This is a genomic window from Photobacterium minamisatsumaniensis (assembly GCF_050336695.1).
GTDB lineage: Bacteria > Pseudomonadota > Gammaproteobacteria > Enterobacterales > Vibrionaceae > Photobacterium > Photobacterium minamisatsumaniensis.
In genome coordinates this window covers 151,161-177,847 of record NZ_JAKJSI010000011.1, presented here as the reverse complement: position 1 = coordinate 177,847, position 26,687 = coordinate 151,161, and the positions used below count along the sequence as shown (strand labels likewise).

The following is a 26,687-nucleotide window of genomic DNA, read 5'->3' as shown; positions in this document are numbered from 1 at the left end:
TAATGCCGTTTAGTCAGCAAATTGGGATTAAGGCAACCAAGGCACCACGACTAATTCAACGGCCTTATAGTTGGTGTTACTCTCACCCTGAGCTTTGTTTTCTGCTTCCAGTACTTTCTTCGCGGCACTGCGATTGCTTGGGCCACACACCAGCACGTTAGCCATGATCCCCAATGGGCGACCTTCATCTGACTTAAACGCCATCATGGTGCTGACTGCTGCATCAAAATTGGTGTCATCTAAAGTGTCTTTTGAAGCAAAGGCTTGTTGCCAGAACGCGACGCCCCAGTTACCGCGCCCATCGACGCCATAGACATATTCATCCGCCATGAACACGTGATCTGACTGGCCCGCATCTGTCTTGGCATTGAGGCGATAGTCTTTGCGCTTCTGGTAAATGAACGGTTTTAAAGGTCGACGGGTATCAAGCAGGAACCACGGGGTTCCCGCGCCTGCCTGCATGTTCGAGACAGATTCTTCTTTACCCGTTGCTGGGTTCACTACTGGATGGTCGGCATCGAAGAAATACTGACCGTCATAACATTTGGTAGTAAAGCCCGCTGCCATTAGGGCAAACAGCATTTCATCAGGGTGCGAGGCGCTGGCGTAGCCCATTTCTTGATACAACGGCATAAACACACCGTAGGCATCGTCATCAATGGCTTCGGCTGGGATAGCCACGGTTGATTCGTACTTTTTGTTCTTGAGCGTGTAATCATGACTGGCCAATTTTTTGACCTGACGATCACCCACCCATTCACGCAGTCGGGGGAACTGACCTAACCAGGTATAGGCTTCCGCCGATGTCGAAGACGGCACCATGGTCGCGAATTGCAGCCACAATGGTTTATAACTGCCGCTTCCGGTGTTAAATGCAGTTTTAATTGCTGTATATAGGGCGCTTAAATTCTTTTGATTAATATCCACTTTTGTTCACTCCAAGCTGTTTATTTCTGTGCTATTTCACGCCCAGCTATTTGATCCCCAACCACACCCACACACCGTCACTCTCTACTTGGGTGATCACCCCTGCTTTGGGGCGCGTATTGGTGGCGCTATCGATTGACAAGGTGCGCTCATCAACAAAGAAGGCATCTGAACCCACATCGGCATTATCGATATCACCGCTGTTCAGAAACTTGTGATCACCAACCTCAACGCCAATACGGGTTTCACCATCAAAACCTGTGGTGTTGTCTACACCGAGGTTCGACACACCGGCACAGATATCGGTGGGTGAGGCGCTGGCAAAGCCGACAGCCAATCCTGCAGCTAACATCACCACCGCATTACCGCCAATGTACTGGCCGCCTTTAACCGGATAGTCACGACGAGTGCCCGTTCGTTTTGCTGTTCCCATTAGCTGTTTTCCTTTTTCGCTGCCAAAAATGCGGTTTTATCAAGATCACATGCCTTGAGCACTGCCAGCTCTTCTGCTGTCAGATCGTCATCGTTCTTGGTTGGTTTAGATATTTGCTGGGTTGCCGTTTGTTGCGAAGTAAGGGCTGCAATGGCTGGGCGCTTTTCAAGCATTGCCGACAACGCAACAACGCCTTGTTGTTCGCCAAACTGCTTTAAGTAGTCGGTTTCTGCTTCAACAATCTGACCTTTGTCCTTCGCGGCTTTAATTACGGAATCAATACCTGTTGCATCTGCCCCCGCTTTTAAAACAGCCAGTTCACCGACCACGCCGTTATAGGCGTCAATTGGCACATGTTTACTCAGGTCGATATCACTACCTTGTTCGGCTTTCAGTGTCGCGATACTGGTTTCCAGCTCACCACTTTTATCCGCTTTAATTTTCAGGGCATTGAGCGCGGTTAACGCCGCTTCGCCCTGGGCGTCAGTTAACTGTGCATCGTCAGCAAGTTCGATACCCAGCTTGCCGAGCAGCTTTTTCAATAGATCATTCACATTACGATCCTCCGTTTGACCGTACAGGTTGATTTCGGTGCCGATACCGGCGGTGTGGGAATTTAATCTGAGATTGAAGTCAGCCGTCTTTTCTGCGTACAGGGCTGCCAGTGATTCCATGCCGACGACACCGGGATCATTGGTAATAGCCGCCATGCGCAGCAGTAACGGGTGACCGTGTTTGTTATAGGGGAAAACAGCAGAAAGAAAGGCGTACTCTTTAGCGTCAATATGGCCCTTAGCGGTATCTGTCCAATCGGGGCAAATATATAAACCCTGCCCTTCTCGCCACTCAATATCGACGTCACTATCTAGCCAGCCGGATGCAATGGCCTTTTGACCATTTTCAGCGGTATTGAGGGTTTGATGTTCGTAATCAATCAGGATTTTGGGGGCAGTGGCTTTAGTCGCCGCTATCATTTGCGCGGCAAGATCGGCATTAAGGTGCCAATAGCCATCGGCGGTATCGTGGGGGCGACCGTCACGGGCTTTGAACTTGCCCGCAGGTAGCAGCTGGTACCAACCATCATCTGACTGGTTTAAGTCTGCGACCAGCACAGCAAGGTTACCGGTAAGGTTGGCAGATAAAACTGCCTGATCGATGTGTGTACGTTTTGATGTTTTCATAGCGCCAGTGTGGCGCTATAAGGGGATTAACTGGGAAGGAAGGGATTCGGGAATGCGGAGCTTAAGTCAGCCCGTTTTGACTGACTTGAAGATGGACAATTCCGTTTTAGATGAATTACTAAACTAGCACCTCACTGATTATCAAAAGCATTGCAATCGCCTCTAACCAATTGGCCAAATTCACTCATCCAATACAACCTGCCATATATCGGTGTCGGTCTTCTCGATGCTGTAACGCAATCTCTAGTGAAAGCAATAACTGAACCCAAGAGTCCTGAAAGAGATGTGCTCTTAAGTTTGTTGAAACAACGACAAAATCATATAAACGGTCAAAAAATGTTAAAGGCTGAATTATTCGTAGAGAAGAAGGTCAATGTGAACTATGTGGAGATGGTGTACCTTTCGAAAAATAAGATGGTACTCCATTTTTAGAGGTACACCACTTAACTCGCTTAAAAGATAACGGCCTAGATACTGTATAGAACTGCGCAGCACTATGTCCTAGCTGTCATAGAAAACTACACTATCGCTCGTATCACAATACCTTAATTGAAGAGCTTAGAGAGAAGATTATTAAAAACATAGCTCCTTGTAACAACATTACCTTCTTTGTTTAGCATATCTGTCAGTTAGGTCATGCGTACTGATATGGGGCCCTATGGCAGCTACTGCAATTTTCCACTCTTCGGCATTTAAAGGTATAAACCCAAAGTACAGCCTTTTGTGGTGAAAGCTAGAGTCACCGTCATAATTGTTTCCTGATGGCTTTAAATGATATTGGCATCCTAAAGATGGATAAGAAACATTATTGTAATCGAATGGATATTTGAAATTCTGATGAGATTCTCCCTCTTCAGTACACTCATACCCTGCCTTTGCTCCAATCGTTCGAATCTTATCAAGCGTCGACCTTTCTGCTATTGGGCTCAAATCATTTAAAGCTTTTAGACAGCGAGTGAAGGCAACAGAATAATTACAAAAACCATCCGTAACTCTATCCAATGTCTCACCACATTCACTTTGATAAAGAAGATTGCTGAAATGACTAGAAGCTCTTTCAAAATAACTTTCATTACTCACAGGGTGTGTAGAAAGAAGCTCTTCATAGTAGGCAGCAAACTCAATCTTTCCCTTAAATTTGTAGTTTCGAGCAATATTCAGATGAGGGACATACATAATATAACCGGCGTCATCTCCAACTTTAGGCATCACTCCTGATTTAACCATTAATTCATTTGTTGAAAGTGATAAATTAAATCCTGAAAGGTGGGATTGATAAAGTGTGTTAAGCAACATTCCCTTCAATCCGAGATCTCCCATAAATTGAAAGTTATCTAATTGCTGAATCAAAGATAGACCAAACCCACTGTGTTCAATAATGTCATTCCCTGCATAAAATTCTACCTTTTTCTGAGGTAACAAACTTTGCACATCTTTCAATTTAGACAAAGAATTGTTCAAATCTTCAAAAGACTTAAAATGAGATAGATCCAAACTAAAATTTGAAACTGCTACTCTAGTTTTCATTATTCCTTACCTGACAATAAGATTTGCATATCAATTACCTGCTGGTCAAAAAAGCCTTCCGGCCATTCTGAAAACTGCCCTTGTCTATTAACGGTAATACGTTTAACTTTTTCTTCACCTACTTTATCTGTAATTTGGTAATAGATAATATTCGTAGGTTCTACCTTTCCTAACCTAGGCATTAAACGAATACCGTTCATAACGTGATCACTATGTGTTTCAACTATTACTTGAACTCCAGCTTCAGCCGCTAAAGCAATTAAACGACCTAAATAACTTTGACCGCGAGGATGGAGGTGAGCTTCAGGGTTTTCAATAATAACCAAGCCTCCCTTTTCTGCCATAAGTAAAGAAAGAACTACTGGAAGTGAATAGCTCAAACCAAAGCCAACATTAACTGCTCTATAAGAATGACCACTAACCTGGAATTCAGTGTTTGCGATATTCATTTTTTTTTCTGATTTTGCTTTTATAAATACCCCTGGGGATATCTCATTCATCCATTCGAATAGATTTTCCGCCCTTGAATTCACGGGCTTGGATTCCAAATTCACATGAGTTCTAGGATCGCTTTTCGAAATCCCTTGTGTGTTTTTCGTGAACATCTCCAATACTTGTGAAGTAAACTCCCCACTTGTACCTAGCCAGTTTTGAGAACGCCTTTTTGTTGAGTATGGAGAGTAATCTCTCGGCCCTAATCGCTCTGCTGATAAGTAATTGAAATCATTTTGGTATAGCTCCCTCAATGCATACCGAACAGTCGTGCTAGAATGATCCAAGAGTGGAAGAGGTGCTTCCTCTACTTCTCTGCTCTTCGCATCAGAGAACTCTGCGTCACTATAACCCCAACTGATAGCTCCTACTGAAGTATCTAGATGAATAGAGAGACCATCTTCATTGGCATCTCTATTGTGAATATCATCATAAGTTCCAGGAGAGATATAATCCCCTGTTAACTCGAGCGTAGATGAGAAATTATTTTGTAGCGCTAACAATAAAGACTGTATCGCTGTACTTTTCCCAACAGAATTATTACCACAAAACACTGTCAAATTCTTAAATAAAAATGGTTGATCTTCATAACACTTAAAGTTTTTCAAGACAATTTCATCAATCATTTTTAAAGTTCCAATTCTAAATTTATATTTTCTAACAAGCCAATAGAGCTTAAGTTAATGCCTTCGATAGTATTCAACATGTCTATAAAACATCTAAAACGATATAACACCGTGACTCTCTTGCCTGTCGAATTGGAGATTGCATAATTGAATCCTCTGTTTTGCTCTTCATATATTTCAGACTCCCACATCTTTGGACTTTCATCATCTTCTATCATTTTCCATAAACTACTACGAATGAAACTTGAATTTTGTGGTGTACAAGTTAAGTCTCTCTGCTTGTCTGACATCATTGCAAATACAGAAACTAACAACTCAAATAAAATTTTATTGAGTTTTCCACTTGGCTCTTTTTTATAAGCATCTACACCAAAAATACTTGTTATAACTTTCATCGATTCCCTTAGTCGGTAATCTATATCCTGAAATATTTCATCGGCATCAGATAATGGCTTATCTATATCATATTCAAATTCATTTAACGCTTTTAATGTCTGACATAAGAATTCATCATTAGTTTTATAGTCATACGTTTCAAAACCCAGAACCAAATATGAAACAGCTCGCAATACGTACTCTACATCAAGCATTCGATCAGAATTTATTTTAGCGGGGACACCATCAATAAATGCTGGTTCAGAGGCAAAATACTTCAGGAATCGATTCGCAGAACCTGGGTATAATGCTGAGCGAATTTCTTGATAAGTTAGATTCTTTCCATACGTATTAATGCGGTGGAATAGTTCTCGTATCATCTCTTCACTATCATTTGATACTTGAATCAAATGTCCGTGAATTTGGTACTCTCTAATCTTTCTCTGTTCTTTACGAGGTAAATCTTTAAATTTATATAAATTATACTGAGGAAGCTGAGCTAAGTCTTTTAACTCGAACTCACCTTTCATGAACTCCACCAAAGTCGTTGTTCTTTGTAAACCATCGATAACAACCCAAATAAAATCTGCATCTATCTGTGGGTCTGTATTTCGACGTTCTGCAAAATAGAACGCAGGTAAAGGTAACCCAAGTAGAATAGATTCTATTAGTCTAGCTTGATCTTTGATCGGCCAAATCTTTTCCTTTCTTTGATACTCTGGCTTTAAATCAATTTCATCATGCTGCACACGATCATACAGTAGTGAGACCGTAGGGCTAACTTGAGTAATACGAGTTGGCACTATTCCTTTAACATTCTGACTTGAGTCCATGTCAACCTGACCCTGATCATCATTACCCTCATCGTCATCATTTGTAGATGTTGAAGCTGAATCATCATCAGCTGAATCATCATCAGCTGAAGACCAAGCATGCTGACTTTGTTCAAGGTTCACTATTGCTTCAGAAAGTTTGACCTCAAGATCTTCAATTTTAGAAAGGGTTTCTGATGCGGTTTCTACGTCAGCTTCCCCTGGGTATTTGGTAAATATATTGGTGAGTGATTTTTTTAATTCTAGGGTTTGCTCTCTATGTAGGTGATAGAATTGAGAAATATCAAAGTCACGATAACGATCTATTCTCTTCTTCATATCACGAGTTTCAGAAGCACTAAGTTCTTTTATTGTACCGACAGAGTGCGTCTCTGAGTCTTTGAGGTGAAGGTGCTTCTTTTTGTCGTACTTAAAGTGTTCAACACAAGGGAGATTCGCAAAAATAGTTTCTGGTTGGTGACGACTAGTACCAGCTCCACTCAAAGCTTGGTCAACGTTCGTATAACCTTTTTGATTTAATTCTACTAAGATTTTTTGCAATTCTATAAATGAGCGAGTACGTCTTTTTGTTGTAGACGTTTTATCAACAACGTAATTACTCTTCTCGAAATCAATAGAAAGGATTACTAGTGGTTCGTTTGAATCATTAATAGGTTGAAGACTTAAACCTATCATTTGTTCTAAGTATCTCAGAACTTCTTGGAATTGCATAAAATCTACCAGCTAACAATGTGTTATGTTACCTACCATTCTAACACGAGCATTCTAGATTTGTATTCAAACGAACTATAACGTTATTTAGCGCATAAAAAAGGAGCAAGTTGCTCCTCTTTGTTACAGCGATTCAAGATAAATTTGAATGGTTTCAGCTAAACCTTTGGAAGCTAGATAAGGGACACCGTTACCAATAGTCTTGAACATGTCTGAAAGTGTCATTGTAGGCGGGAAACAAAACTCTTTTGGTAATGATTGAACTGCAAGAGCTTCAGCTGCACTTAGCCTACGTGATTTGTATGGGTGCAAATGTACCTCATTGTTTCCATAGGCTGCTGTTGGGGAGTAGCGATAACGATGCAATCGCTTAAATGACTTTTTACTGTCATCACCTTCTAGTACAGTTTTAAACCTTTCAGAATATGGCTTGAAATGATGTTTCCCGTTTGGATGCTTGCTGACATCATTAGCCTTAAACCAGTGCTCTACCGTCAGTTCGCTGTAGCTTTCCAACTCTTTGGGCAATTTACGCTTTGAGTTCTCTTTATAGCTTGATTGCTCAGGCCACATAGACTTGTCTAATACGATTTCTTTATCAAACTTAATTTCTGCTTCCCAATTAAATTGCGCCTCTAACTCTGTTGAGTTGATTTCACCGGCACGTGATTTATGGATACCAAAAAGCAGAATACGGTCTCTATCTTGAGGAACCCCATATTCAATACAGTTTGTTAAACGATCTGTAAGGATGTAGCCTTCGTTCTCCAAACGCTGTTTCATCTCATCATAAAAAGCTCTGTGCTTGGCCGTTCGCCAAAGCCCTTTTACATTTTCAAATAAGAAAAAATCTGGTTTGTTTTTAATAATTGCATCGATATAAACGCGGCTTAACTTGCCGTTCTCACCTTCTGAACCCTTGTTTTTCCCAGCTACAGAGAAATCAGGGCACGGTGGGCCGCCAATAAAGCCAACAAGTGAATCAGCCTTGGCATCTTCTACATGATCGGCTAGCTCTTGTGCACGATCACCTGCTACGAAATCTTCAATACTACCTAAGAAATGGCCATATTTTGGCTCTGGTAGTTTCATCACCTTTCTTGAGTACTGATATGCTTCTAAAAATGGTTTGTGGAATTCGTTAATGAAACGAACATCAAACCCAGACATTTCAAAGCCTAAGTCTAAAAACCCACTACCAGAGAAGAATGAAAAGATGATTGGTTGTTTTTGAGCTGACAAATTGGAGCCTTTATTAATTGTAAATTCTATCGGTAGTAAATACCAAGTCAGCCATAATACATGATCATCATGTTAGCTAACATAGGATTCTACGCTATACAGTGGGTTTCATCAGTGTTTCAAAGTTGCGATATTGAACATCGAGGAATATTTCATAATCTCAAACAGTAACACTGAGAAGGAATGGGGCATTTCCGTGTTACCCCTCGAGTCAGCAAGCCTTTGGACAAAAGCTTGCCAGCTTGCATCTCCATATCCCACACATCTGTATACACCCCGTTTAAATCCATTTAGATGCATTTAACTCATTCTCATCCCCACCGTTGTACCAGAAGCTCATTCAATCGCTTAGCTTGAAATACAGGGGCTTTAGTCTACTGTCAGGAAATCGCTCAGGATCTGATAAATTTGCTCGGTGTCCACATCTGAAACTCCCAACCAGGGGCGGGTGGGAATGGCGGCGTTTTGTGGCCGCATCTCTGGGGAACCACCGAAGTGATGGATAGCACCATATTCATAAGGAGTACCAAACGTCATGCCGATTCGCCAAGCACTGTAATTCAGCTCTCGGCCGAGGTGCTGATTTAATACGAGAATTAAGCTTTGATTCTTTTTCTTCCGCTTCTTGTAGTCTTCATTTAGTGATTGCCATGGCTGACCATTTGGTGATTCCTGCTTAGCCCACCGTTCATTATGGCTAAGGAGCAGCATCTCTCCGATATCCTGAAAGGCGGGTTCGAGGTTTTGCCCTCGCGTTAACAGCTCATTAATGCGTTCACGGATATACTCAATGCCATCTAACCGAATTGAATAGTTAGCCCCCGCCATTAAATCAGCCCTTCTTTGCGGGCCTGTGTTAGCACGTTTTCGTCAGCGGCAGCAAATACGGCTTCCCATAATTCACCGATATAGTCAGCTTCCTGACCTCTCGCCTGACGCTCTAACGTGTCTAGCTTCCGCAGCGATTCAATGGTTAAAGGCTGTTTAAACAGTACTTCCGCTTGTTCCAGTTTGTCCATCTGGCTTTCTCCCTCTCTGATTACAGTGTACCAGCCTTTTCAACCACCTCACTAATGAACCGGTGAGCCTCTGGCAACGCCTGATCCAATGTCTGGGGTGATAACAACCAGGCCGCAAAGTGCTCGGCAAACCATTCATCATCATTCCGGCCACCATAACGAGTCAGTGAAACACGGCCTTTGACTTCTGATGGTAGTGACGGGCGTCCGGCTTTAAAATAGACCTGATGGCCCATCTCGTGTGCCCATGTGGAAAACACCCGCGCGGGGTTGCCTTGGGCTTGGTTCGCGGCAGCTGAAAACGACCACGGACGATCTGCGGTTTTGCCTAGCCGCACCGCTTCGGCAAGTGATTCTGTCAGCGCGGCAATATCAAGTTTGTTCAGGTTATCGGCGGCTTTGGCTTTGACCACCACATGGTTCCAGCTGCGGGAGGTAAAACCGTTAGTGCGGCTGGGCCGTCGATTGGTATAGTTCCAGTGAGAAAGCTCCGCCCCACTTTGCAGGTACTCTTCTATCTCACTCCCCAGCGCACGCCCTTTGCGACTGTCGTTGATTTCACCGGTCTTTAGTACCAGAGTTTTTATGTCATGCTGTTTGAGTACCTGTTCAAAAGCAGCTACCTGCGGTGTATCCAGCTCGGCTAGCAATGCACTTATCCCTTTGGCATCGACACCTTTGATGGTCGAGAATGCATGATCAACAATCCGAGGGGTTAACCGTTCTTCCAGTGGCGGCTTGTTATCCACTATCTGCTTGGTCTTCTCGGTTAACTGGGCGCTGCTCTTCGGGGTGTAATCAAAGCCGGGATCAATCCCTTTGGGTACGTTGTGTACCTCCCCTGTCACTTTATCGACCCATTCATAGGTCTCGACTTTCGGTGCTTGGTTAGCCACCTCTAACCCTAAGCGCTTTAAGTCGCGTTCACTGGCAGTAAACTTCTTACACTTACAGCCGTAACCGTTAATCGGGGTGTGGCTGTCCCACCACGGATCATCGAGTGGCAATACTAGGTTATTCCACGAAAGATGCTCATGACGGGGATGCTCTGCCCCTGAGTGTTTGTAAATACCGTAAGGGCGACGGCTTTTGACTTGTTCAATTTGCTGATCACGCCCTGCGGTGTATGACTGGCGAATATTGGTTTCATAAATGACTTGAGCGCGCCAGCCCGGGCTGCCTGTATGTTCCCAGCCATGCTTTTGAACAATGTCGTTAAACTGGTTTTTAAACCAGCCTAACGACTTACCATCCGCAATGGCCGTATCAACCGCCTGACGAAAATCACCCAATAGATCAGTTTTCATGGCTCCGGCAACCATAAAGCCTCGGTCGTGGGCGTTTTTCCACACATCGGCCCAACGCTCAGAAGGTACATTGGCTTTATTACGAAAATAGGCGATCTGCTGTTTGAACGGCAGGCTACCGTATTGAACTGGCATTATTTGCCATCCGCGACATCACTGATACCAGCCAGTTCGGCAGCGGCCATAGCTTGTGCCATCACCTCGCCCAACTCTTCGGTGCTGATCACTCCTTGCAGTTGCAAGATGCTATCGCGCAGTTCGGGCAGGCTGGTTACACTCTCCACCAGTTCACGCACTGGCGCGAGCATGTTGGCCATTAACCCACCAGCTTCTTGCTGCAGCTTCTTTGTTTGTAGGTCTGCAGTATCAGGTTGATTGGCCAATGCCTTCAGCACAGCCAACCCCTTTAGTTCGGCTTGTGATTGTGGATCAGGTGGCTGAACCGAACCTAGAATCGCTTCGCCGTCTTTCGCTTGTGGTATTTGGGTTTTATCGTGCGCCCATTCCAGCGGTATTCGCATCCCCATATTGACCAGACCAGGCAAAGCGGTCGATAACATTTGGATATCTTCTGCTTCGGTGAGATCAAATTCAAAACGAGCAATACGGTGACGGGTTCGATAGCTTTTGCCATTTAAGGCATACAGCGGGAACACTAAATCACGGGTTAAGGTGGCGGCGATACGTTTAAGGTCGAAGTCGCGGATTTCTTCTCGCACTTCGTTATGTACGTTACCTAATGCATTGGTGCTGGTTTTGCCGTCTGCTTGGCTGGTAAGGGTGCCACCCAGAATGGCTTTCGACTGGGATTTTTCACACCAATTGACCATGGCCATGAAGGGATCACTGGCTCCTTCTGCGGCATTCTGAAAGTCGATATCCATGCCTTTGGGGATAATGCCACCCGCATTATGACCAATCGACATGACAGCCCGCAGCAAGGTGGATTTCTCGCGTTCGGTCGCCCCTTCTGGGTATTTTCCTAACCGAATGGGTAAACCGTAAATTTCTAAGAATTCGGCTAAATCACGAATACTGTAGTTTTTGAATAAGAACGGCCACGCCAAGACACGCACCAGACCACGGCGGCTTAGATAACCTGACTTGGCTTTGGCTGTGTGAGATATCCAGCCGAATGGGTTCAGCTCGGCCCCTTCATAACTGCCATCACGCAGGCGCAGCTGGTTGCGGTTATCGGGATGAGTCTGAAACCACGATGGATCGCGGTGGTCGTAGCCGATGACGCTATGCACACCCTCTATTATTTCCCATTTCAGTTCGAGATTTGAGAAGGTTTTGAGGGTGGCATCGGCCATATCAAACAAGGCATCTTCTAACCAAGTTGCATCTTCGAGTTGTTCTTGCAGCATGTCGGCATCGCGCTGCTCTTCTGCTGTGGCATTGCGTGGCGGGCGGATGTTCCAATCGATATTGAGCAGGGCCATTTTGCGCTTTGCCAGCTCTGACTGAATATGGGCGTCTTTCTCTTCCATGTCTTCGGCCAGCTCGCACTGGGCGATTAAGTCGCCGTCTTCGGCACGTTTCATGATACCTGCCAGTTTCGCGGGGGTAAGTCCTGATGACGGATGCCCTGCAAAGTGGCGTTTAAGATCGCTGAGTTTGGCATCGCTGTCGGTTTGCTGCTCATCCAGATCGGCCGTCTCTATTTGACGGCCCCATAAATCTACAATTGGTGATATCGCCATGTTCTTATCCTTAAGTTCGGCCTTATTTAGTAACAGCCTTGGTCAAAGGCGTGCCCTTGTTCATGAAACAGATCTGCATACAGATCATCGTCTTCGGCCAATTCTTGCTTGCTGGGTAGTGGTATGAATTCAATCGCGGCCCCGTCCATCCAGCTGGCACGAATGGCCATCGCCAAGCCCACTGCAAAGTCACCGTGACGTTGTTTGCCGTCTTGGCCTTTGCTTTTGCCTTTGTCGATTTTGGGCACGCCGTTGATCACTTGGACATGGCTGAGATCGTCTTTGATATCTTCATGACGGGGTAAGTCGAGATTCAAATCTTCAAATTCTGCTTTAAGTTTTGGCATCCATTCGCGATACCACGGATCGTTGAGCGAAACTTGATCGACCATCTCAGTGCCGTATTTGAGTGCGGCAGATTCAGCCAGATAGCCGCCGTTACCTGTGGCATCGAAGGCCATGCCACGTTTTCGTGGTAACCCTTCAAGCAGGTAGTGCAGGATTTGTCGCTGACCTTCATAGGTCATGTTGCGCAGCTCGACCACGAACGGGACGTATTTGCTAAGGTTGGGTCGAATACCCAAGGGGACGAAGATGGACAAATCCCCTTTGCGGGCGAAGTCTTCTCCGAACGAGTGCGAGTGACTGAAATCGAGTTTATCCAACTCTGGTTTTAAGACGCGTTTACACCAGTCATCAACATGCGCTTTACGCTGACCGTCGCTCCATTCCATGAATCCCTTGGGGGCTTCGATGGTCAAAATGTTAGGGCCGTGCTTCATTGCGGAATCAATCAGTACCGAGGGAATATACTGACCACTGGATGCCTTTGGCACGCAGTAATACTCTTCTAGGGCATCATCTTCGGTGGCGGTATCGTTGAGCAGGTTGGCTTTCCATTCGTCTTCTTTTTCTTGCGTCCACTCGATTTTTTGGATCTGGCAGATACGCTGATAAAGCCCTTCGGCACAGGCATCATCCAAGGTGATGGTGTGAACGCTATAGCGCTTTTTGCCTGCTCGCGAGTCATTAATCAGTGAGTTAAACAGGTTGCTCACGCCATTGTGGGTACTAATTAAACGCACCTTTGCGCCCCACATAGTAAGAGCGAGCGCGGCTTTAAGCACTTCGGCCAGACGTTCATGAAAGGCGGCTTCATCTATAATAACAGTGCCTTGCATACCCCGTAGGTTAGATGGATTGGAACTGAGCGCCTGAACTTTAAAGCCGGAATCGAAGTAGACGACAAAGGTTAAGATGTCTTTGTCTTCATTGGTGAGCACTTCTTCTTGTACTTCACTGGCAACTTTATTGAATGCCTTAGCCCACATGGCCACCGCATCGATGAATTCGCGTGCCATTTCTTTATTGGAGCCAACATAAAACACGTTGCTACCGCCTTCTCCTTTTGCGGTGCCAGCGGTTAGTGATGAATCGGCGGCTTCGGCAAAGGTTAAGCCAGTACGGCGGGATTTCTCGGCAATCTTTAGAACCGACTTATCTTCCATCCAACGTTTCTGGTAACCCAGCAGCAATTCATTAGGGTCGAACGCATGAATAACGACATCGGTGATGTGATTCAATTCTGGACGAAAGGCGGTAGTCATTAGGCTATTCCTAGTATTTCTTTTTTGATGCTGGATACTGTTTCGGCGGTCATTCCTGCTTTTTTAGCAACGGTTTCCGCCACCTTAGCTGCTTCATCTGCAAAGGCTTTGCGAATTTCTTTTTCGCGCTTGTGGCTAGACATTGCGGCACTTTCAAGACGTTGGGCGGCGAGCATGGCATCTTTGATCATGCCGATATCGACTTCACCGTCGTTTTCATTGGCGTTCATCATGGCTTTGAACAGTTGGGTGCGACCAATTTCAAGGATGAGTTTGGATACTTCGCCCGTTGGCTTATCGCCAAGCTGGGCCACCAGCGCTTGCGAGACTTCACGCACATCACGCAGGTCTTTACCTATGGCTTCCATTCGAGATGAATAACGATTTAAACCACTACGGCTCGGTTTCAAATCTTCTGGTAAGCCTTGTTGTTCAATGTATTCATTCACGGCCTGCAGCACTTCTTGCTGGCTGTTCTTTCCATCACGCAGCAAACTATCGAGCAGTTGTTTTACGTCATCAGGCAATAAGTCGATTTTGCTGCGACGGCCACGGGTGGGGTTATCTGTTTTATCCGTCATCATTATTCCCCCGGTCGTGGCTTTTTAATTCCTGACACCTTTGCACGACCACTTGCCACATCTTCACCTCGCCCCGTTAAGGTCGCGATGTAAGTGGAACCGAGCTTTTCAAGTGTGATTAATCCCAGTTCACTCAACCATTCCAGCTCTGCCCGCAGTGCATCTCGGCTAATATCTAAGCCATAGCGATCTAGGCCATCTTGAATAATTGACTCGTTCAAATCATATCCAGGCACCTCAGACAGCAGACGCAAGATGACAAGCCGCTGGTGCTCTCGGAGAATTTGCGTGATCGCCATTATTTTTGCTCCTTTCTAAATTCGTTTTCGTACAACATGGCGAGACGGTTTTCGATATTGCTTATCGAGTTTAAAATCGCTTCATTTTGGGTGCTCACCTTGACTAATCGGCGGTCGGTTTCGTGCCAATCGTCTTTCGATGGCATGCTGGCCTGCACTTTCTCTATCGCCGTCATCCGTTCTGCCAGCTTGCTGTGATCGGCTTTGGTGGCAAAGCGATTAGATAGCCAGGCAAATACCCCAGCCCCCGCGAGACCTCCCGCCACTACCACAATCGGCCACCATGTTTTTATCAGTTCACCGTCCATGTTTACCTTTCTCTTTATTGCCCATCTTCTCGATGATGGATTCGCACGGTACACAGCGCACCGCCTCGGGGGCTTTTTCTATCCGACGCGGGTCAATAGTGATCCCGCAGCCCAGACAATAACGCCCCGATTCATCTTCGTCTGGTATTTCCACCGGCTTACGCTGCCGATGAATGCAGTCGGCAATATAGGCATCGGTTTCAGTAGCTGCGCAGTCAATGAGATCGGTCATGACGCAATTCCCATTGTTTTTTCTTTGTAACGCGAGCCCATGTAAGTCGCAGCTAAGCCAATCAGAAAACCAGCAATGACCATATCGGGTTTGGGGTTGCTGATAACGTAATAGCTTGCGGAACAAGCACTAATGAGTGCCAAAAGTGGCCGTGTTAACGCGACGAACCAATGACTGGATTTATCGCCAGCACGGATCGTCTGCTGTCCGGATTCGAAAATGGTTTCTTCATGCTCTAGCTGGCGTGCCTGGCGTTCGGCTTCAATTTTTGCCAGTTCGACCTGCACCTTACCCATGCGTTCTAGCTCTTGTGGCGATAGCTTATTCAGCTCGTTGACCACGTGCTTTTGCTTCACTTCAAACGGGGCGATGGATTTGTCGATCTGCTCAATTTTGTTGGCCATTCGCACCGCAGTTTCGCTGGCACTGTCGCCAAACATTCCACCGACGGTTTTGATCAATGTCGGCCCGGCAGAGAGCAGTGTTTTCGCTAGTCCGAAAATGGTGAATGGGTCCATTACTGCGGTACTCCTAATAATGAATGTTGTATGCCAGCAACGGCTATGCGCCGGTTATTTCTAGCTGCCATTCCTTACCGCCTAAAAAGGTCATCATTTTGTTGAATGCCTCGGTCGAGTTCATTACTGCCCACTCGCCATAACTGACGCCAAAGTGTGTGCCTGGTGCGAGGCAGCCTTGCAGTTCATTGGCGCGGTTGGCTTTGTGCAATAAACAGTGAGTACGTAGGCTTGGCCCATAACGGGTGACCCCTAACGTCGGTGCTTCGAGCGCATAGCAGGTGCCAAATTTAGAGCTTTGATGCGGGGTGAGTTTGTAATTACCTTTAGGCACGCAAGAAATGTTGGGCTGGTTATTTAGCCATGGGCGTTCAATAATACAGCACAGCTGTTCGCCATCTTGGGTATGAAGTGTTGAATAGGTGCCGTGATCGAAGTGACGACGTTTGAGAAATAGTTTGTCCATGAGTATCCCCGCAATCTGATTTTAAAATCGTTTTGATTACGTTGATGTTATGGGGATTATGGCTGTTAGTGAGTTGGAAAGGGTTCAGGATAACGAACATTTTTCATATGCAGTAAGTGTGATACAATACCTTCTGTTTTTATATGGAATTATCATTCACAGTGGAAGTATTAACTTAGCCCCAAATAGGTTGATACCAATATGCATACAGTTGAGATATTTGTAGACGGTAAGATGATTTATCAAAACGTTTTATCTGACGAACAAGTTATACAGATCCCCTTAGCTCCTGAGACCAATCCCCAGCAAATCCCTCTTTTTGACGATCACTTTATTGATTAATTGCACCAAGCTCATGGAAGAGCTAACACCATCAGAACAATTCACGCTGTCTTCTTCGTACTTCTGCCTGACGTTGTTCTCTGATTATTTCGGTAATTTGTCGTTCAGTCAGTTTGTGGTGATTCGCCAGTTGCTCGATATTGCGACCATTGTATTCACGCCAAATAGAAATATTACGTAGGGCGGACTTCAGCTTGGAACCATTGGGGATATAGATGTCCCGGCCACCAAAGTAATGGCCAAGGGCAATAGTGAGCTTGTCGGCTAGATATGGCGCATCAATGTTGGCGCGTTTGAGTTCGCTGTTTAACACTTCACTCAATGACTGCAAGGTGGAAGGCCAACGCTTGCGGACGTTGTCATCGGCAATTTCAGAAACATTATTGATCAGTAGTTCCAGCTCTGACGTTTCCGTTTTAAAGATCTCGTGCTGCTGTTCCATTGCTGCCACCTTGAATTAATGTCGATCTCCCTATTTAGCTATATGATTGATCACCGGGTCAATACAAGGCTTCTGGGCAGGGGTAAAAAAACGTTCGAAGACGGCTATAAATTGTTCTGTTTCTGCGTAACCATCAGACGAATGCTAATAGCTGACATAACTTGTTCACTCACCATCTATTAAAAAGCCCATACAATGATGGGCTTGGATCGCTTTACGGGCGTTATGTCATGAACCTACTTAACCGTTATTTGTTATGCGTTTGAACGATGATAGATAAAGCATTGTAAAAGTTCAGTTAGCATCGTTCTATGACCATGCTCCATTTCATCAAAGTTGCACTGATTAAAACGCTTTGCTGCCTTAACTCTGCCAGCTATCGCTAATACTAAATTTTGTTCGTCAATATCGTCGTATGAGCCGTTTTCTAGAATCCAACCGTAATCCTGACCAATCCAAAGTATTCCTTTTTTACGAATTGTTGGCTCTTCTAGCGCACAATATTCAGCAATAATATCCTCATACTTGTGGTAATTATTGGGCGATACAACATTATCTAGTTCATCAAACAACTGATTAAGATAGCAAGCAAAACTATCTTCTCTTTCAACAAGTTTTCCATCCAGCCAATCAAGCTCATATTCAGGCTTTATATAGAAAAGAGGTTTAGTAACTAAACGCTCAAAGTAATCGCAATGTTCAAAAAAATTGCGCATTTTTCCTCCTGCCGCTTAGTGCCTTGTTAAATATTTGGTTATATACCACACAACGCTCATAAAACTAATGTTTGGGATGAGAAGGGTCAAGAATTTGATTACCTTCTTCGATCAGGTTACTTAAAAATTGAATTACACCTGTCATATACCTTTGTAGTTCAAAGTCTACGTCTAAGATCCTTTTTCCTGACAATGAAGAAAAATAATCAAACCCAAGAATATGCCCTTCTATTTTGTGGCCATGTTTAATTGTATTGTTTAATGTTCGACACTCATTTGCATCATTGTATGTATCCAGATTTTCAAATGTTATACCCAATTTAAAGAACTCTTTTCTAAAGTCCTCAAACTTGTATGGAATTTTGATAGCGTCTTCTGAAATATTATTAATAGTCGCCGACATTTTTTTATAAACAAACCCCATTGTTTGCTCCGCTATCGCCCATAATCCCACAACTGTCATCTGATTTGAAAATTGATATGTTTGACGATTTGAATCTGATTGCGCATTTATATTTTCACGGGCTCTGACAAACCCCATTGTTTCTTCAGTTGCATTAGCAATGCGCTTCTTTATTTTCCTCAACAAATTTGTCTATTGCTTCTTCATTTTTCATAATGTAGCTATGAGTTATCTGTTGTAACCGACAGAAATCAAACATTTTCCAATCCAGTTCGATTTGTATTCGACCAAGAGGCCCCATTGAATTATAAAAGTATCCCATAGGAGCTTCTTCATCTCCAGGGTATGCACACCTAGACTTTAATGGCTTATAAGGACCCAAAGGCTTGTACATGGAAAACTCCTAACATTTAATATCGCATATTTCTCCATGTTAACAGAGACGGACTAATTGAGCCTGCGCTCAACTCACAGCTCTTAAATGTCACTTTAAGTATCGAAACTCGGTAGTCATTATGCCTATTATGGTAAATAACCCAATTAGGCACCCAAAATAGCCTTTCCAACCTATCTGGAAGCCATACCGCCCATTAATCGTTCTAACTTAAGCGTATATAACCATAAACATGATTGAAAGTTTGTGACGATTTTGGGGCAACTTACATCCATAATAAAGGCAAAAACAATTCAAACTAAAAATGTTATGAAGTGTGCGTTTTGTCACCTTTTCCTTACTTCCGTTTAGGCGGTTAACAGCCAACATCATCCGGCGTATCTTTCACCGCCTTTTTTTGCTCCATCATAAATTGATACCCTTCGACCACGGCTTTATATCCGGTAAGCCCTGACCCGTTTCGATTGAGTGGTACTGCCCACCCTGCTTCTTTCATTCGGTCGGCAAGTTCACGTTTATGCCAGTTTTTGAGTGATTCCAGCACGGTGTACGCTTGCTTGGCATTACACCAGCCAATATGTTCAACCCCTTCGCTTTTGTTCCTGTTGGTTATACGGCTCACGTAAGCATCCAATGCCGATTCACTGTGGTCACGCACGATGTCGTGTTGGGCCATGGTGATCCAGATTGCACGGATTTTGTCGATTTCAGCATGTTTGGCCCTACCCGATTTAGGACTTAAACGGCGTTTAAACGGTGTTTTACCAACCTTCCCCTGCCGTTTGACGTCCATGGAAGGACTAATGTCGCGGGAGGCAGGACGCCGGGAGCGACGGAAGCCCTGAATTTCCATTACTGCCAGAACGAGCTCTAGCTGTTTAATGTTCATTTTGCTACAACTAGAATGTTCACCATTGGCAAACAGTAAAGCGCGATAGGTATCGTCATCTAGTGCTAGCTCTCGCTTGCCGACATGAATCAGTTGTATTAAGCGATTTCGGTTTTCCATATTTAACCCTAAATTCAATGTGTACGAAGGCCCACGCGGGGGCGTGTATTTTTCGACGTTATTCATAAATTGATTTAGCTGCTCATCAGTACCCAACCACTACGCTGGATAGACATCACCCTTTTTACGGCTTTAACAAGGGCGATGTTTCGCTCATTTACTTCATTGCGTTTTCTATAACGCCGCCAAATCCAACGGGATATTAATCAATTTGCCTTCACTGGTACGCTCTCGGAAATTCAGGTACGTTTTTGAACCTGTGACCATAATGGCATCGGCGATGGCTTCCATGGCATTGATCCAACGCTGGTCGATGATTTTATCTTTGTGCTTACGCAGGGAAAGAATACGGCCTGTATTCAAGTTACCCTCGCGGTCTACTTCAAAGGCATCGTTCACCAGTACTTTAAGGTAGTCGTTGGCGTTTGAACTCCAGTCTTGTACGCATTCGTCTATTAGCTCTTTGGCTACCTGAAGTTCGGGGCCAAAGGTAATGCGATCTTGCACGGTGATTTTGATTTGAAGCGAGCCGTCGTAAGCGGTGAAGGAAAAACCGCCTTTCGCACCGCCTTTCTTTTTCTTGCTTTCGTACTTCTCGGCCAGCAGCTCTTGAAAGGCGTTGCAGTCGTCGAAGACGTCTCGCTTGAACTGCCTTAGCACTGTTTGGATCTCTCGCGCTTTAGCCGTGTGCTTAATCACAAAATCATTTATTTCCATGTCATAGTCATCAACCATTGTGATTGGCACCATGCGTTGTTTGCTGTCAAACATGTAGCCTTCTGGTGCTGTCGACGTTGGTTGTACTTCTTGGGTATTCATTCACAAATTCCTTTTTATACTGCGTTGTTGCTTTGTAAGGAGCCTATAGTTTGCCCCCGTAATAGACGATGGAATGCACGGGCACTGGCATCATCTTTTGCATATTGTGCTGAGCGTGTATTGGCTCGTTGCTTCTTCCTTTTGGCCGTATTTGCCTTTGGCTTTTGATCCTTTTGCGTTCCACCTTCCAGCCAACGCATGTTCTGGCAGTAATTACAGACATCGTTGGTTACCGTCCAACAAAGACGAGGCCTGCTACAGCTCTTGCACTCCACTAAAAGATCCTCTTCTTTAATAAGGCGATAAACCCGGCAGGCTTCATTACCCCGCCTTACAAAACCTTGGTCTGTTAGGTGTTTCAGTTGGTAAAGAATGGCTCTGGACGTTACTTCATCAATCAGTATTGATAGCTGAGGCCGTGTTAATGGTCGTTCTTTCAGCTGCTCAACAATCCTCTCTGCTAATGTCATGGCTATGCCCTCCAAGTGACTAGGCAACCACACAATGACGCCACCCGCACTTTCTGGGTTTGGCCCTGCGCCCGGCAGGTAATATCAAAACCCTGACACATGCCATTAGGCCGTTCGATTTCAATGACGGGCCGGATGTTGCCGACACGGGTGGAACGCACTTCCATGCCATTTGATACCAACCGACGCACGGCGCGGTCGATACATCTGTTTTTGGCGGCAATTCCTTTTTGCCTGATCATGATTTGCTTCTCCTTGCGAATTTGCTGCTCCAGAGCAACTGGTTATATCGATTTGCCAGCCGTGACAGTTCCTTTTCCAGTAACTCGTTGAGTTTCAGGGCGTCACCTTGCGCGCTGCGTTTGATGTAGGCCAGTTGGCTGTCGATGTTATAGGCTTCTTCATTGGGGCTGACTCGGACATCGATACGTTGCGAGTTTGCCGTGGGCTCTAGTTTTGAGTTAGGACACCCAGAGCGACAGGCTCGGTGCATTTTGACCCGCTCTCGGTTGGCCGATGAAAAGGGTTTACCTTGATGATCGAGACATTCATCCAGCCGAATACAGCCTTTAACCGGACATTGCACGGTACGATCCATCAAGCGCCCCTCTACACGGGCCTGTAATGTTTCGGTACTGCCGGGGTAGATGCCTCTTACCACTTGGCTAAGCATGGAAGTGCTCACACCAAGATCTCGGGCCAGTTTGTTCTGGGTTACCTCTGCTTTGCTTAACTCTGCCGTTATGGCCTCTAACCAATTCATGGGCGCTGCTCCTTGATAAAGGGATAGATGGCTCCGCTGTTTTGGCAGCGAATGCTTGAGCCCCTGATTTCTGGATGACGCGGTCCGAGATCGCGGTTCAGGCGGAAGATGTCCCCGTCTGGCGTTGATTTACGACGTATGATCTTTGCTTTCTCTAAAGCACGGATAAATTGTCGAGTCGTTTTTTCTCCAGCCTCTGCTGTCGCTTGTAAGTCATACTGGCCAAAAGTTTTCAGAATCCTCATACTGTTCCATATCCGCTGTCGGACATTCGGTTTTCGGCATTGCCACCCTCCCCATGCTGGAATTGGCCGTTTGCTGATCACTCGGAATTTCATATGGCTGTACATTTCCATGTCACCTGTTGCTTCAATCCGTTTTGCGTTCTCGAACTGCCGTATATATCGCTTGGCGGCCTTGGTTGTCATCCCTGTTGCCGCCGCCAGCTTTGGTGCTGTAAAGGTGGTTCGATGATGAAGCTGACAAATAAACATCCATGCCAACTGTCGGTTCGTCATGTCGAACTCCTATCCTGCAAGGCTTCTGAGGCCATGGAATGGCTGATCGCCCCAATCATCTAGGGTGATCAGGTCTAGGTCGTTGGCAAGTGCTAAGGCTTCAATTTTGGTTAAGCCGATGGTGATTCGGCGCATTTCGCCATTGGTGCTCTGGCGCAGATGATCAAGCAGTTCTGGCTCGGCTTTGATGCCTTCTTCAAGCAGGTAATCCGCCATAATTTGCACATCTTCCAAATCGGCAGGTTTGAACTCGACCCACTCTGAAATGCGGTTATAGAATTGTTTGTGCGCGCTGATACGGCGAGCAATCTGATCCATTCCGATGAGGATTACTGGGGTTTCGGTGCCGTCGTAAAGATCACGAATGGTGTCGAGCATGCGGGTGTCATTCATCAGGTAATCTGCTTCATCAATGAACAGCGGACGCTCATACATACTCATTTGCTCGATAATGTAATCGACATTTTTACTGATGCGATGTTTCGGCTGTGCGCCAAGCTCTTCAACAATGCGGCTGGTCAGGCTTGAGGTAGTATCGTGCGCACGGGCACTGACATAAATGCCATTGACTTGGTTGTAGAGGTAGGTTGTGGTGGTCGTTTTACCAAACCCCGATGGCCCGTGAACTAACGCCATTCCAGGCACACCAAGAGCGCGTTGAAATAAAGTACTGAATGCAATTTGGGTTGCAGATACATTTTTAACTGGTGCAACAACTGGTTTCATTGTTATGATCCTTTTGGGTTGAGTTTCTGATAAGTTACTTTGCTCTATGGCACGTTATGCTTGGCGGCGACGTGCCATAATTTCCTGAATTGTTCGTTTCCCTATTTGATTTTTCTTTTGGTAATCCTTCAAAAACGCTTTCTCTTTTTCTGTTAAATCGCGCACCAATGATTGCTCGGCTAGGTAGCGGGCTTTGTCGTGGATGTTCCTGTGCAGATGGCTTTTCTGCTGACTAAGCTGTGTTTCTTTCTCTTCCAACTGTTTCCTTGCCTGTTCCAGATGCTGCAGCTCTGCCTCGCTATACGCCGGAGTGTCTTTAGTTTTCGCGGCTTTGGTTAAGCTATTCAGTGCTGGATTGCTGGTGATGTCTGATGGCTGCTTGAAGGCCGTCAGGGTGTTTTTAGCTTTGTCTGCCGCCAGCGATTCGGCATATTGGGTATCTATACCAAATTCCGTTTGCAGCTTCTTGGCACTGCGGCGGAACTCTCCTAATGCTTTATTTTGCAGCTTGCGCTGCTCTCGGAAGGTTGCCGGATCAATAGAACGGCCAACCAAATCAATATTCACGGCTTCAATGAAACAGTCCCAGTTATCAACAGGGTACAAAGTGGCACGGCCAACATTGCTAGGGTCGAGGAATACACGGACTCGCTTGCGATCCCAATCTGGGTTCATCAGCTCTGGCGCGGTGTATTTGATGCTATTCGCAGATACTCGTCCCCGGATCACGGTTGCATCACCGATGTAGTTAAGCAGGTAATCTAGGCTGTGTTCATCAACCACCACATTTGGTCGGTAACCGGACTCGGTATAGACTTGGAACGGTGTTTTTCCATTAAGCCCTTCACGCACGGTGTGGTTATAGCGGTGCTCTAGCCAATCATTCATCACGCTTTCAAGCTCATCGGGTGTTAACGCTAATTCCAGTGCTTCTTGCTGGGCCTTCTTTTTACCCTCACCTATACGCTGGGCAAACGCTTTGGCCGCTTCAATCTGCTGACGGTCTGATACTGAGTGACCGATATATCCAGGTAGCAACTCGAATAACCCTTGGCTCAGGGTTCGGAAAAAGCGCTCGATGTAGGGTTTCTCCCAACCTGAAAACGGATTAGCTTTTGATTGGTCGATGCCCAACATGTCAAAAATGGCGGTAACACGTTTTGATACGTAATCAGACCCATTATCGGTTCGGGCGATTCCTCCTTCATTAGGTACACCCCAATCCATTAGGCATTTACGGAGTAGTAGGCAGATCCCTTCTGAACTGGAAGTGGGTGATAACAGCAATTTGACCCGACGGGTGTACACATCAATGGCAGCTATGATGCTGTAGCGAACCAATTTGCCGTTAACCCGCAACTGTACATCGGTTGGAGTGCTATCAAATTCCCAGCAATCATTTGGTGCTTGTACCCATGGGTACATTTTCCCGAACAATGGCCGATGCTTGTTGTTGTAGGCATCGGGGTTAGTGAGGTGGACAAACTTAGCACCATTATCGGCCATCCATTTACTTACCCAGCGGCCAATCGATGAAGAGCTTGGGATATCCCAATGCGGGTAGCTCTCGTGCTTTTCTTTAATCATCCGATGGAGTACATGCGGACGCTGCGCCAGATGGGGCTTGCCCGTGATCACGGCCATCAGGTAATTTTGAAGATCTGACTGTTGCTCTATCTTCCCCTGACGCTTATTACCGGAATAATTCCCCGCTAACGCTGTCATTCCTGATTTATCAAGTAGTTCAGCCCAGCGACGACAGGTGCGCCAGCTGATCTGCTTAATCGCGTTATATACCCAGATGTCTATGCCTAACGCCTTTCGGTTGTACTCTTCTATGAACTGACTTTCTCCCACAGTAAGGCGGTTAACATCCACAAACGGTTGCAAGTACATCTCGCGAGCTTTAAGAATCACCAATTTGGCATTGGCTTTGGTTTGCTGCTCACCTGTCAGGCTATTGAAAGCCACCAAAGATTGCGCCTTGCGCTTTTGCTTACCTTTCGCATCAAGCTTTTCAGCTAGCTTGATATTTTTGACTGCAAGCGCGCCTTCAATGGCTCCGGTATCCGTTTGGCATAGCGTCTCAATTTCCTGCTTGGCTAAATAAGCTTTCGTCTCATCCGGCAAGCTGCTGATGTGATATTCAAGCCCTTTACCTTTTTGTTTTTTCCTCGATGTCCATTCTTCCCTTTCAGCCCGTCGTCTTACCGAAAAAGACGCATTGGGTAACCCAGGGGCTTCTGATAGTTCTGAGGCGGTGTACCATTCTTTACTCACCATTAGCCTCCATTAACGAAATAGATAGCGTTTTGGATAAGTCCGTCATAATGGCTTTTGATAAGCGTCTTTTGGGAAGACGTTTTTGATCTGGTGCGAAAGTGCTAATGCAATGAAGTACGGTTCGTGGGTTGTAACCATGAGCTATCGCCCAACTCCTTACTGTCCAAGCACTTGCCCTTAAAGCACCTTGTAGCTGATAAGCGGTTTCTATTTCCATTTAGTCACCCCGTGGTACTATAACTATTACGAGTAAGTTTCTTATTGCGACAATAAGACGATATTGCAAACTAAAAGACTCATCAAGAATAATAAGACGCGAATTTATAAATTATAAAACCCTGCCGCACTTTTGTATGAAATAGATGTAATATAAGACACAGTTAATGTGTTTTTCTTAGTTTTTTATTTCTCATGAAGATTGGGTTAAATCACTGATTTTTGGGTTGTTTAATGAAAAGGCACGTTGACGTAGAGAAAAGCACACCAGGTGCTTTTAATAAGGACGGAATCGCACATTTCTCAGTGCGTCTAAAAGAACTAATTGGGAATGAATCTATTCGGAGCTTTGGGGAGAGTGTAGGGATCACAGATAGTGGTTTACGAAAATACCTTCCGCCAAATAGCTCCAAGCCTACTTTTGATAAGTTGGTGGCTATTGCCGATTACAAAGGTGTTCGACTTGAATGGCTGGCGACAGGGAATGGTCCTAAGTTAACAGAATCAACTTCTCACACTATTGAACATTTTCAGCCTAAAAATCACATTGATAAGAACCTGAAATGGGACAATTTGATTTCTGTCTGTGCTTACTGCGATGACGGCGCACAGCAAGCAGATGAAGCCAACGACGCTATTAATGAAGAGTTTGTATTAGTTCCTGGCTATCACATTCAAGTATCTGCAGGTCACGGTACATCGGCTATCGATGCGCCAGTGAAGCGATACCTAGCATTCAGACGTAAATATATTCAATATCGGAAATTGGATCCTAATAAGCTTGCTGTCATTTTTGCTAAGGGTGATTCAATGGATCCGACGATCAAGGATAATGATTCACTGCTGATAGATCTCAATGCCAATAAGCCACTTGATGGGAAGATCTTCGTCGTTCGTTTAGGTGATGAACTTTATGCTAAGCGCATCCAGAAGAGCTTCGATGGATCGTTGCGCCTAATCAGTGACAATAAAGAGTATTCGCCGATAGAAGTCCCAACAAACCAACTCGACCAGCTTTGCATCATAGGTCGTGTTGTTCAGCGCTCAACAGATCTTTAAACGCCTTTTGTGTGTGCTTTTGCCAAAGTGGGCGAATTGTCATTTCGCCCGAACCTTTTTCGATAGAAACACACTTTTTGCCATTTTCAGTGTTTTCATGCTCAAAACGAAACTCAGCCTACGATCCCTTTAAATAC

At 45.2% G+C, this 26,687-nt stretch carries 32 protein-coding genes and 1 other RNA gene; 1 reads left to right on the top strand and 32 read right to left on the bottom strand.

Going from position 1 to position 26,687, the window contains the following annotated elements:
- Positions 1–27: 27 nt before the first annotated feature.
- From L4D78_RS03000 to L4D78_RS02845, 32 genes are all read right to left on the bottom strand, one after another.
- Positions 28–927, bottom strand: coding sequence for a Mu-like prophage major head subunit gpT family protein (locus L4D78_RS03000; RefSeq protein WP_428465572.1), 900 nt, complete (start codon positions 925–927; stop codon positions 28–30).
- 46 nt (positions 928–973) lie between these two features.
- Complete coding sequence (locus tag L4D78_RS02995) at positions 974–1,360, bottom strand: hypothetical protein (RefSeq protein ID WP_428465571.1); 387 nt, start codon at positions 1,358–1,360, stop codon at positions 974–976.
- Positions 1,360–2,541, bottom strand: coding sequence for a phage protease (locus tag L4D78_RS02990; RefSeq protein WP_428465570.1), 1,182 nt, complete (start codon positions 2,539–2,541; stop codon positions 1,360–1,362). Before L4D78_RS02990 ends, L4D78_RS02995 begins: the two co-directional genes overlap by 1 nt.
- A gap of 600 nt (positions 2,542–3,141) precedes the next feature.
- A complete protein-coding gene (locus L4D78_RS02985; RefSeq protein ID WP_428465569.1) occupies positions 3,142–4,068 on the bottom strand; it encodes a hypothetical protein in 927 nt (308 codons plus the stop codon).
- Positions 4,068–5,186, bottom strand: a complete 1,119-nt coding sequence (locus L4D78_RS02980) for an AAA family ATPase (RefSeq protein WP_428465568.1) — start codon at positions 5,184–5,186, stop codon at positions 4,068–4,070. Before L4D78_RS02980 ends, L4D78_RS02985 begins: the two co-directional genes overlap by 1 nt.
- A gap of 2 nt (positions 5,187–5,188) precedes the next feature.
- A complete protein-coding gene (locus L4D78_RS02975; protein ID WP_428465567.1) occupies positions 5,189–7,105 on the bottom strand; it encodes a GmrSD restriction endonuclease domain-containing protein in 1,917 nt (638 codons plus the stop codon).
- 123 nt (positions 7,106–7,228) lie between these two features.
- Complete coding sequence (locus L4D78_RS02970; RefSeq protein ID WP_428465712.1) at positions 7,229–8,275, bottom strand: DNA cytosine methyltransferase; 1,047 nt, start codon at positions 8,273–8,275, stop codon at positions 7,229–7,231.
- A 441-nt stretch (positions 8,276–8,716) separates the two neighbouring features.
- Complete coding sequence (locus L4D78_RS02965; protein WP_428465566.1) at positions 8,717–9,175, bottom strand: phage virion morphogenesis protein; 459 nt, start codon at positions 9,173–9,175, stop codon at positions 8,717–8,719.
- On the bottom strand, positions 9,175–9,366 hold the full coding sequence (locus L4D78_RS02960) for a hypothetical protein (RefSeq protein WP_428465565.1): 192 nt from the start codon (positions 9,364–9,366) through the stop codon (positions 9,175–9,177). Before L4D78_RS02960 ends, L4D78_RS02965 begins: the two co-directional genes overlap by 1 nt.
- Positions 9,367–9,386: 20 nt before the next feature.
- Positions 9,387–10,808 (bottom strand): phage minor head protein, encoded by a 1,422-nt coding sequence (locus L4D78_RS02955; protein ID WP_428465564.1) that lies wholly within the window; start codon positions 10,806–10,808, stop codon positions 9,387–9,389.
- On the bottom strand, positions 10,808–12,379 hold the full coding sequence (locus L4D78_RS02950) for a DUF935 domain-containing protein (protein ID WP_428465563.1): 1,572 nt from the start codon (positions 12,377–12,379) through the stop codon (positions 10,808–10,810). Before L4D78_RS02950 ends, L4D78_RS02955 begins: the two co-directional genes overlap by 1 nt.
- Positions 12,380–12,405: 26 nt before the next feature.
- On the bottom strand, positions 12,406–13,986 hold the full coding sequence (locus tag L4D78_RS02945) for a terminase large subunit domain-containing protein (protein ID WP_428465562.1): 1,581 nt from the start codon (positions 13,984–13,986) through the stop codon (positions 12,406–12,408).
- Positions 13,986–14,570, bottom strand: a complete 585-nt coding sequence (locus L4D78_RS02940; RefSeq protein ID WP_428465561.1) for a DUF3486 family protein — start codon at positions 14,568–14,570, stop codon at positions 13,986–13,988. The genes L4D78_RS02945 and L4D78_RS02940 overlap by 1 nt, the downstream gene beginning before the upstream one ends.
- Complete coding sequence (locus L4D78_RS02935) at positions 14,570–14,866, bottom strand: VpaChn25_0724 family phage protein (RefSeq protein ID WP_094958532.1); 297 nt, start codon at positions 14,864–14,866, stop codon at positions 14,570–14,572. Before L4D78_RS02935 ends, L4D78_RS02940 begins: the two co-directional genes overlap by 1 nt.
- The gene (locus tag L4D78_RS02930; protein WP_428465560.1) at positions 14,866–15,174 is read right to left on the bottom strand and encodes a DUF2730 family protein; all 309 of its coding nucleotides are present in this window, start codon (positions 15,172–15,174) and stop codon (positions 14,866–14,868) included. Before L4D78_RS02930 ends, L4D78_RS02935 begins: the two co-directional genes overlap by 1 nt.
- The gene (locus L4D78_RS02925) at positions 15,164–15,406 is read right to left on the bottom strand and encodes a TraR/DksA C4-type zinc finger protein (protein WP_428465559.1); all 243 of its coding nucleotides are present in this window, start codon (positions 15,404–15,406) and stop codon (positions 15,164–15,166) included. Before L4D78_RS02925 ends, L4D78_RS02930 begins: the two co-directional genes overlap by 11 nt.
- Positions 15,403–15,924 (bottom strand): hypothetical protein, encoded by a 522-nt coding sequence (locus tag L4D78_RS02920; RefSeq protein WP_428465558.1) that lies wholly within the window; start codon positions 15,922–15,924, stop codon positions 15,403–15,405. The genes L4D78_RS02925 and L4D78_RS02920 overlap by 4 nt, the downstream gene beginning before the upstream one ends.
- 43 nt (positions 15,925–15,967) lie before the next feature.
- Positions 15,968–16,390, bottom strand: a complete 423-nt coding sequence (locus tag L4D78_RS02915; protein WP_428465557.1) for a DUF5675 family protein — start codon at positions 16,388–16,390, stop codon at positions 15,968–15,970.
- Between the two features lie 373 nt (positions 16,391–16,763).
- Positions 16,764–17,174 (bottom strand): Mor transcription activator family protein, encoded by a 411-nt coding sequence (locus tag L4D78_RS02910; RefSeq protein WP_428465556.1) that lies wholly within the window; start codon positions 17,172–17,174, stop codon positions 16,764–16,766.
- 254 nt (positions 17,175–17,428) lie between these two features.
- Entirely contained in the window at positions 17,429–17,890 is a 462-nt protein-coding gene (locus L4D78_RS02905) for a hypothetical protein (RefSeq protein ID WP_428465555.1), read from the bottom strand.
- Between the two features lie 64 nt (positions 17,891–17,954).
- Positions 17,955–18,479, bottom strand: coding sequence for a hypothetical protein (locus L4D78_RS02900; RefSeq protein ID WP_428465554.1), 525 nt, complete (start codon positions 18,477–18,479; stop codon positions 17,955–17,957).
- Positions 18,448–18,687, bottom strand: a complete 240-nt coding sequence (locus tag L4D78_RS02895; RefSeq protein WP_428465553.1) for a hypothetical protein — start codon at positions 18,685–18,687, stop codon at positions 18,448–18,450. Before L4D78_RS02895 ends, L4D78_RS02900 begins: the two co-directional genes overlap by 32 nt.
- A 355-nt stretch (positions 18,688–19,042) precedes the next feature.
- On the bottom strand, positions 19,043–19,696 hold the full coding sequence (locus L4D78_RS02890) for a gp16 family protein (RefSeq protein ID WP_428465552.1): 654 nt from the start codon (positions 19,694–19,696) through the stop codon (positions 19,043–19,045).
- A 72-nt stretch (positions 19,697–19,768) separates the two neighbouring features.
- Positions 19,769–19,851: hammerhead ribozyme type II (locus tag L4D78_RS02885), an RNA gene on the bottom strand.
- A gap of 19 nt (positions 19,852–19,870) precedes the next feature.
- Positions 19,871–20,515 (bottom strand): DUF3164 family protein, encoded by a 645-nt coding sequence (locus tag L4D78_RS02880; protein WP_428465551.1) that lies wholly within the window; start codon positions 20,513–20,515, stop codon positions 19,871–19,873.
- Between the two features lie 14 nt (positions 20,516–20,529).
- On the bottom strand, positions 20,530–20,985 hold the full coding sequence (locus L4D78_RS02875) for a hypothetical protein (RefSeq protein ID WP_428465550.1): 456 nt from the start codon (positions 20,983–20,985) through the stop codon (positions 20,530–20,532).
- A gap of 2 nt (positions 20,986–20,987) precedes the next feature.
- The gene (locus tag L4D78_RS02870) at positions 20,988–21,227 is read right to left on the bottom strand and encodes a hypothetical protein (protein ID WP_428465549.1); all 240 of its coding nucleotides are present in this window, start codon (positions 21,225–21,227) and stop codon (positions 20,988–20,990) included.
- A complete protein-coding gene (locus L4D78_RS02865) occupies positions 21,224–21,748 on the bottom strand; it encodes a helix-turn-helix domain-containing protein (protein ID WP_428465548.1) in 525 nt (174 codons plus the stop codon). The genes L4D78_RS02870 and L4D78_RS02865 overlap by 4 nt, the downstream gene beginning before the upstream one ends.
- Positions 21,745–22,266: a hypothetical protein gene (locus L4D78_RS02860; protein ID WP_428465547.1), complete on the bottom strand. Its 522-nt coding sequence runs from the start codon at positions 22,264–22,266 to the stop codon at positions 21,745–21,747. The genes L4D78_RS02865 and L4D78_RS02860 overlap by 4 nt, the downstream gene beginning before the upstream one ends.
- 9 nt (positions 22,267–22,275) lie before the next feature.
- Positions 22,276–22,992: an AAA family ATPase gene (locus L4D78_RS02855; RefSeq protein ID WP_428465546.1), complete on the bottom strand. Its 717-nt coding sequence runs from the start codon at positions 22,990–22,992 to the stop codon at positions 22,276–22,278.
- A 54-nt stretch (positions 22,993–23,046) separates the two neighbouring features.
- Positions 23,047–25,275: a DNA-binding protein gene (locus tag L4D78_RS02850; RefSeq protein WP_428465545.1), complete on the bottom strand. Its 2,229-nt coding sequence runs from the start codon at positions 25,273–25,275 to the stop codon at positions 23,047–23,049.
- A complete protein-coding gene (locus L4D78_RS02845) occupies positions 25,265–25,492 on the bottom strand; it encodes a helix-turn-helix domain-containing protein (protein WP_428465544.1) in 228 nt (75 codons plus the stop codon). The genes L4D78_RS02850 and L4D78_RS02845 overlap by 11 nt, the downstream gene beginning before the upstream one ends.
- A 233-nt stretch (positions 25,493–25,725) precedes the next feature.
- Here L4D78_RS02845 and L4D78_RS02840 point away from each other — a divergent pair, with 233 nt between their 5' ends.
- A complete protein-coding gene (locus L4D78_RS02840; protein WP_428465543.1) occupies positions 25,726–26,550 on the top strand; it encodes a S24 family peptidase in 825 nt (274 codons plus the stop codon).
- Positions 26,551–26,687: the final 137 nt, after the last annotated feature.

Bases quoted from the DNA above. Each gene is read 5' to 3' on its own strand.
- L4D78_RS02995 (WP_428465571.1), bottom strand. From the start codon at position 1,360: ATGGGAACAGCAAAACGAACGGGCACTCGTCGTGACTATCCGGTTAAA.
- L4D78_RS02990 (WP_428465570.1), bottom strand. From the start codon at position 2,541: ATGAAAACATCAAAACGTACACACATCGATCAGGCAGTTTTATCTGCC.
- L4D78_RS02985 (WP_428465569.1), bottom strand. From the start codon at position 4,068: ATGAAAACTAGAGTAGCAGTTTCAAATTTTAGTTTGGATCTATCTCAT.
- L4D78_RS02980 (WP_428465568.1), bottom strand. From the start codon at position 5,186: ATGATTGATGAAATTGTCTTGAAAAACTTTAAGTGTTATGAAGATCAA.
- L4D78_RS02975 (WP_428465567.1), bottom strand. From the start codon at position 7,105: ATGCAATTCCAAGAAGTTCTGAGATACTTAGAACAAATGATAGGTTTA.
- L4D78_RS02970 (WP_428465712.1), bottom strand. From the start codon at position 8,275: ATGTCTGGGTTTGATGTTCGTTTCATTAACGAATTCCACAAACCATTT.
- L4D78_RS02965 (WP_428465566.1), bottom strand. From the start codon at position 9,175: ATGGCGGGGGCTAACTATTCAATTCGGTTAGATGGCATTGAGTATATC.
- L4D78_RS02960 (WP_428465565.1), bottom strand. From the start codon at position 9,366: ATGGACAAACTGGAACAAGCGGAAGTACTGTTTAAACAGCCTTTAACC.
- L4D78_RS02955 (WP_428465564.1), bottom strand. From the start codon at position 10,808: ATGCCAGTTCAATACGGTAGCCTGCCGTTCAAACAGCAGATCGCCTAT.
- L4D78_RS02950 (WP_428465563.1), bottom strand. From the start codon at position 12,379: ATGGCGATATCACCAATTGTAGATTTATGGGGCCGTCAAATAGAGACG.
- L4D78_RS02945 (WP_428465562.1), bottom strand. From the start codon at position 13,986: ATGACTACCGCCTTTCGTCCAGAATTGAATCACATCACCGATGTCGTT.
- L4D78_RS02940 (WP_428465561.1), bottom strand. From the start codon at position 14,570: ATGATGACGGATAAAACAGATAACCCCACCCGTGGCCGTCGCAGCAAA.
- L4D78_RS02935 (WP_094958532.1), bottom strand. From the start codon at position 14,866: ATGGCGATCACGCAAATTCTCCGAGAGCACCAGCGGCTTGTCATCTTG.
- L4D78_RS02930 (WP_428465560.1), bottom strand. From the start codon at position 15,174: ATGGACGGTGAACTGATAAAAACATGGTGGCCGATTGTGGTAGTGGCG.
- L4D78_RS02925 (WP_428465559.1), bottom strand. From the start codon at position 15,406: ATGACCGATCTCATTGACTGCGCAGCTACTGAAACCGATGCCTATATT.
- L4D78_RS02920 (WP_428465558.1), bottom strand. From the start codon at position 15,924: ATGGACCCATTCACCATTTTCGGACTAGCGAAAACACTGCTCTCTGCC.
- L4D78_RS02915 (WP_428465557.1), bottom strand. From the start codon at position 16,390: ATGGACAAACTATTTCTCAAACGTCGTCACTTCGATCACGGCACCTAT.
- L4D78_RS02910 (WP_428465556.1), bottom strand. From the start codon at position 17,174: ATGGAACAGCAGCACGAGATCTTTAAAACGGAAACGTCAGAGCTGGAA.
- L4D78_RS02905 (WP_428465555.1), bottom strand. From the start codon at position 17,890: ATGCGCAATTTTTTTGAACATTGCGATTACTTTGAGCGTTTAGTTACT.
- L4D78_RS02895 (WP_428465553.1), bottom strand. From the start codon at position 18,687: ATGTACAAGCCTTTGGGTCCTTATAAGCCATTAAAGTCTAGGTGTGCA.
- L4D78_RS02890 (WP_428465552.1), bottom strand. From the start codon at position 19,696: ATGGAAAACCGAAATCGCTTAATACAACTGATTCATGTCGGCAAGCGA.
- L4D78_RS02880 (WP_428465551.1), bottom strand. From the start codon at position 20,515: ATGAATACCCAAGAAGTACAACCAACGTCGACAGCACCAGAAGGCTAC.
- L4D78_RS02875 (WP_428465550.1), bottom strand. From the start codon at position 20,985: ATGACATTAGCAGAGAGGATTGTTGAGCAGCTGAAAGAACGACCATTA.
- L4D78_RS02870 (WP_428465549.1), bottom strand. From the start codon at position 21,227: ATGATCAGGCAAAAAGGAATTGCCGCCAAAAACAGATGTATCGACCGC.
- L4D78_RS02865 (WP_428465548.1), bottom strand. From the start codon at position 21,748: ATGAATTGGTTAGAGGCCATAACGGCAGAGTTAAGCAAAGCAGAGGTA.
- L4D78_RS02860 (WP_428465547.1), bottom strand. From the start codon at position 22,266: ATGACGAACCGACAGTTGGCATGGATGTTTATTTGTCAGCTTCATCAT.
- L4D78_RS02855 (WP_428465546.1), bottom strand. From the start codon at position 22,992: ATGAAACCAGTTGTTGCACCAGTTAAAAATGTATCTGCAACCCAAATT.
- L4D78_RS02850 (WP_428465545.1), bottom strand. From the start codon at position 25,275: ATGGTGAGTAAAGAATGGTACACCGCCTCAGAACTATCAGAAGCCCCT.
- L4D78_RS02845 (WP_428465544.1), bottom strand. From the start codon at position 25,492: ATGGAAATAGAAACCGCTTATCAGCTACAAGGTGCTTTAAGGGCAAGT.
- L4D78_RS02840 (WP_428465543.1), top strand. From the start codon at position 25,726: ATGAAAAGGCACGTTGACGTAGAGAAAAGCACACCAGGTGCTTTTAAT.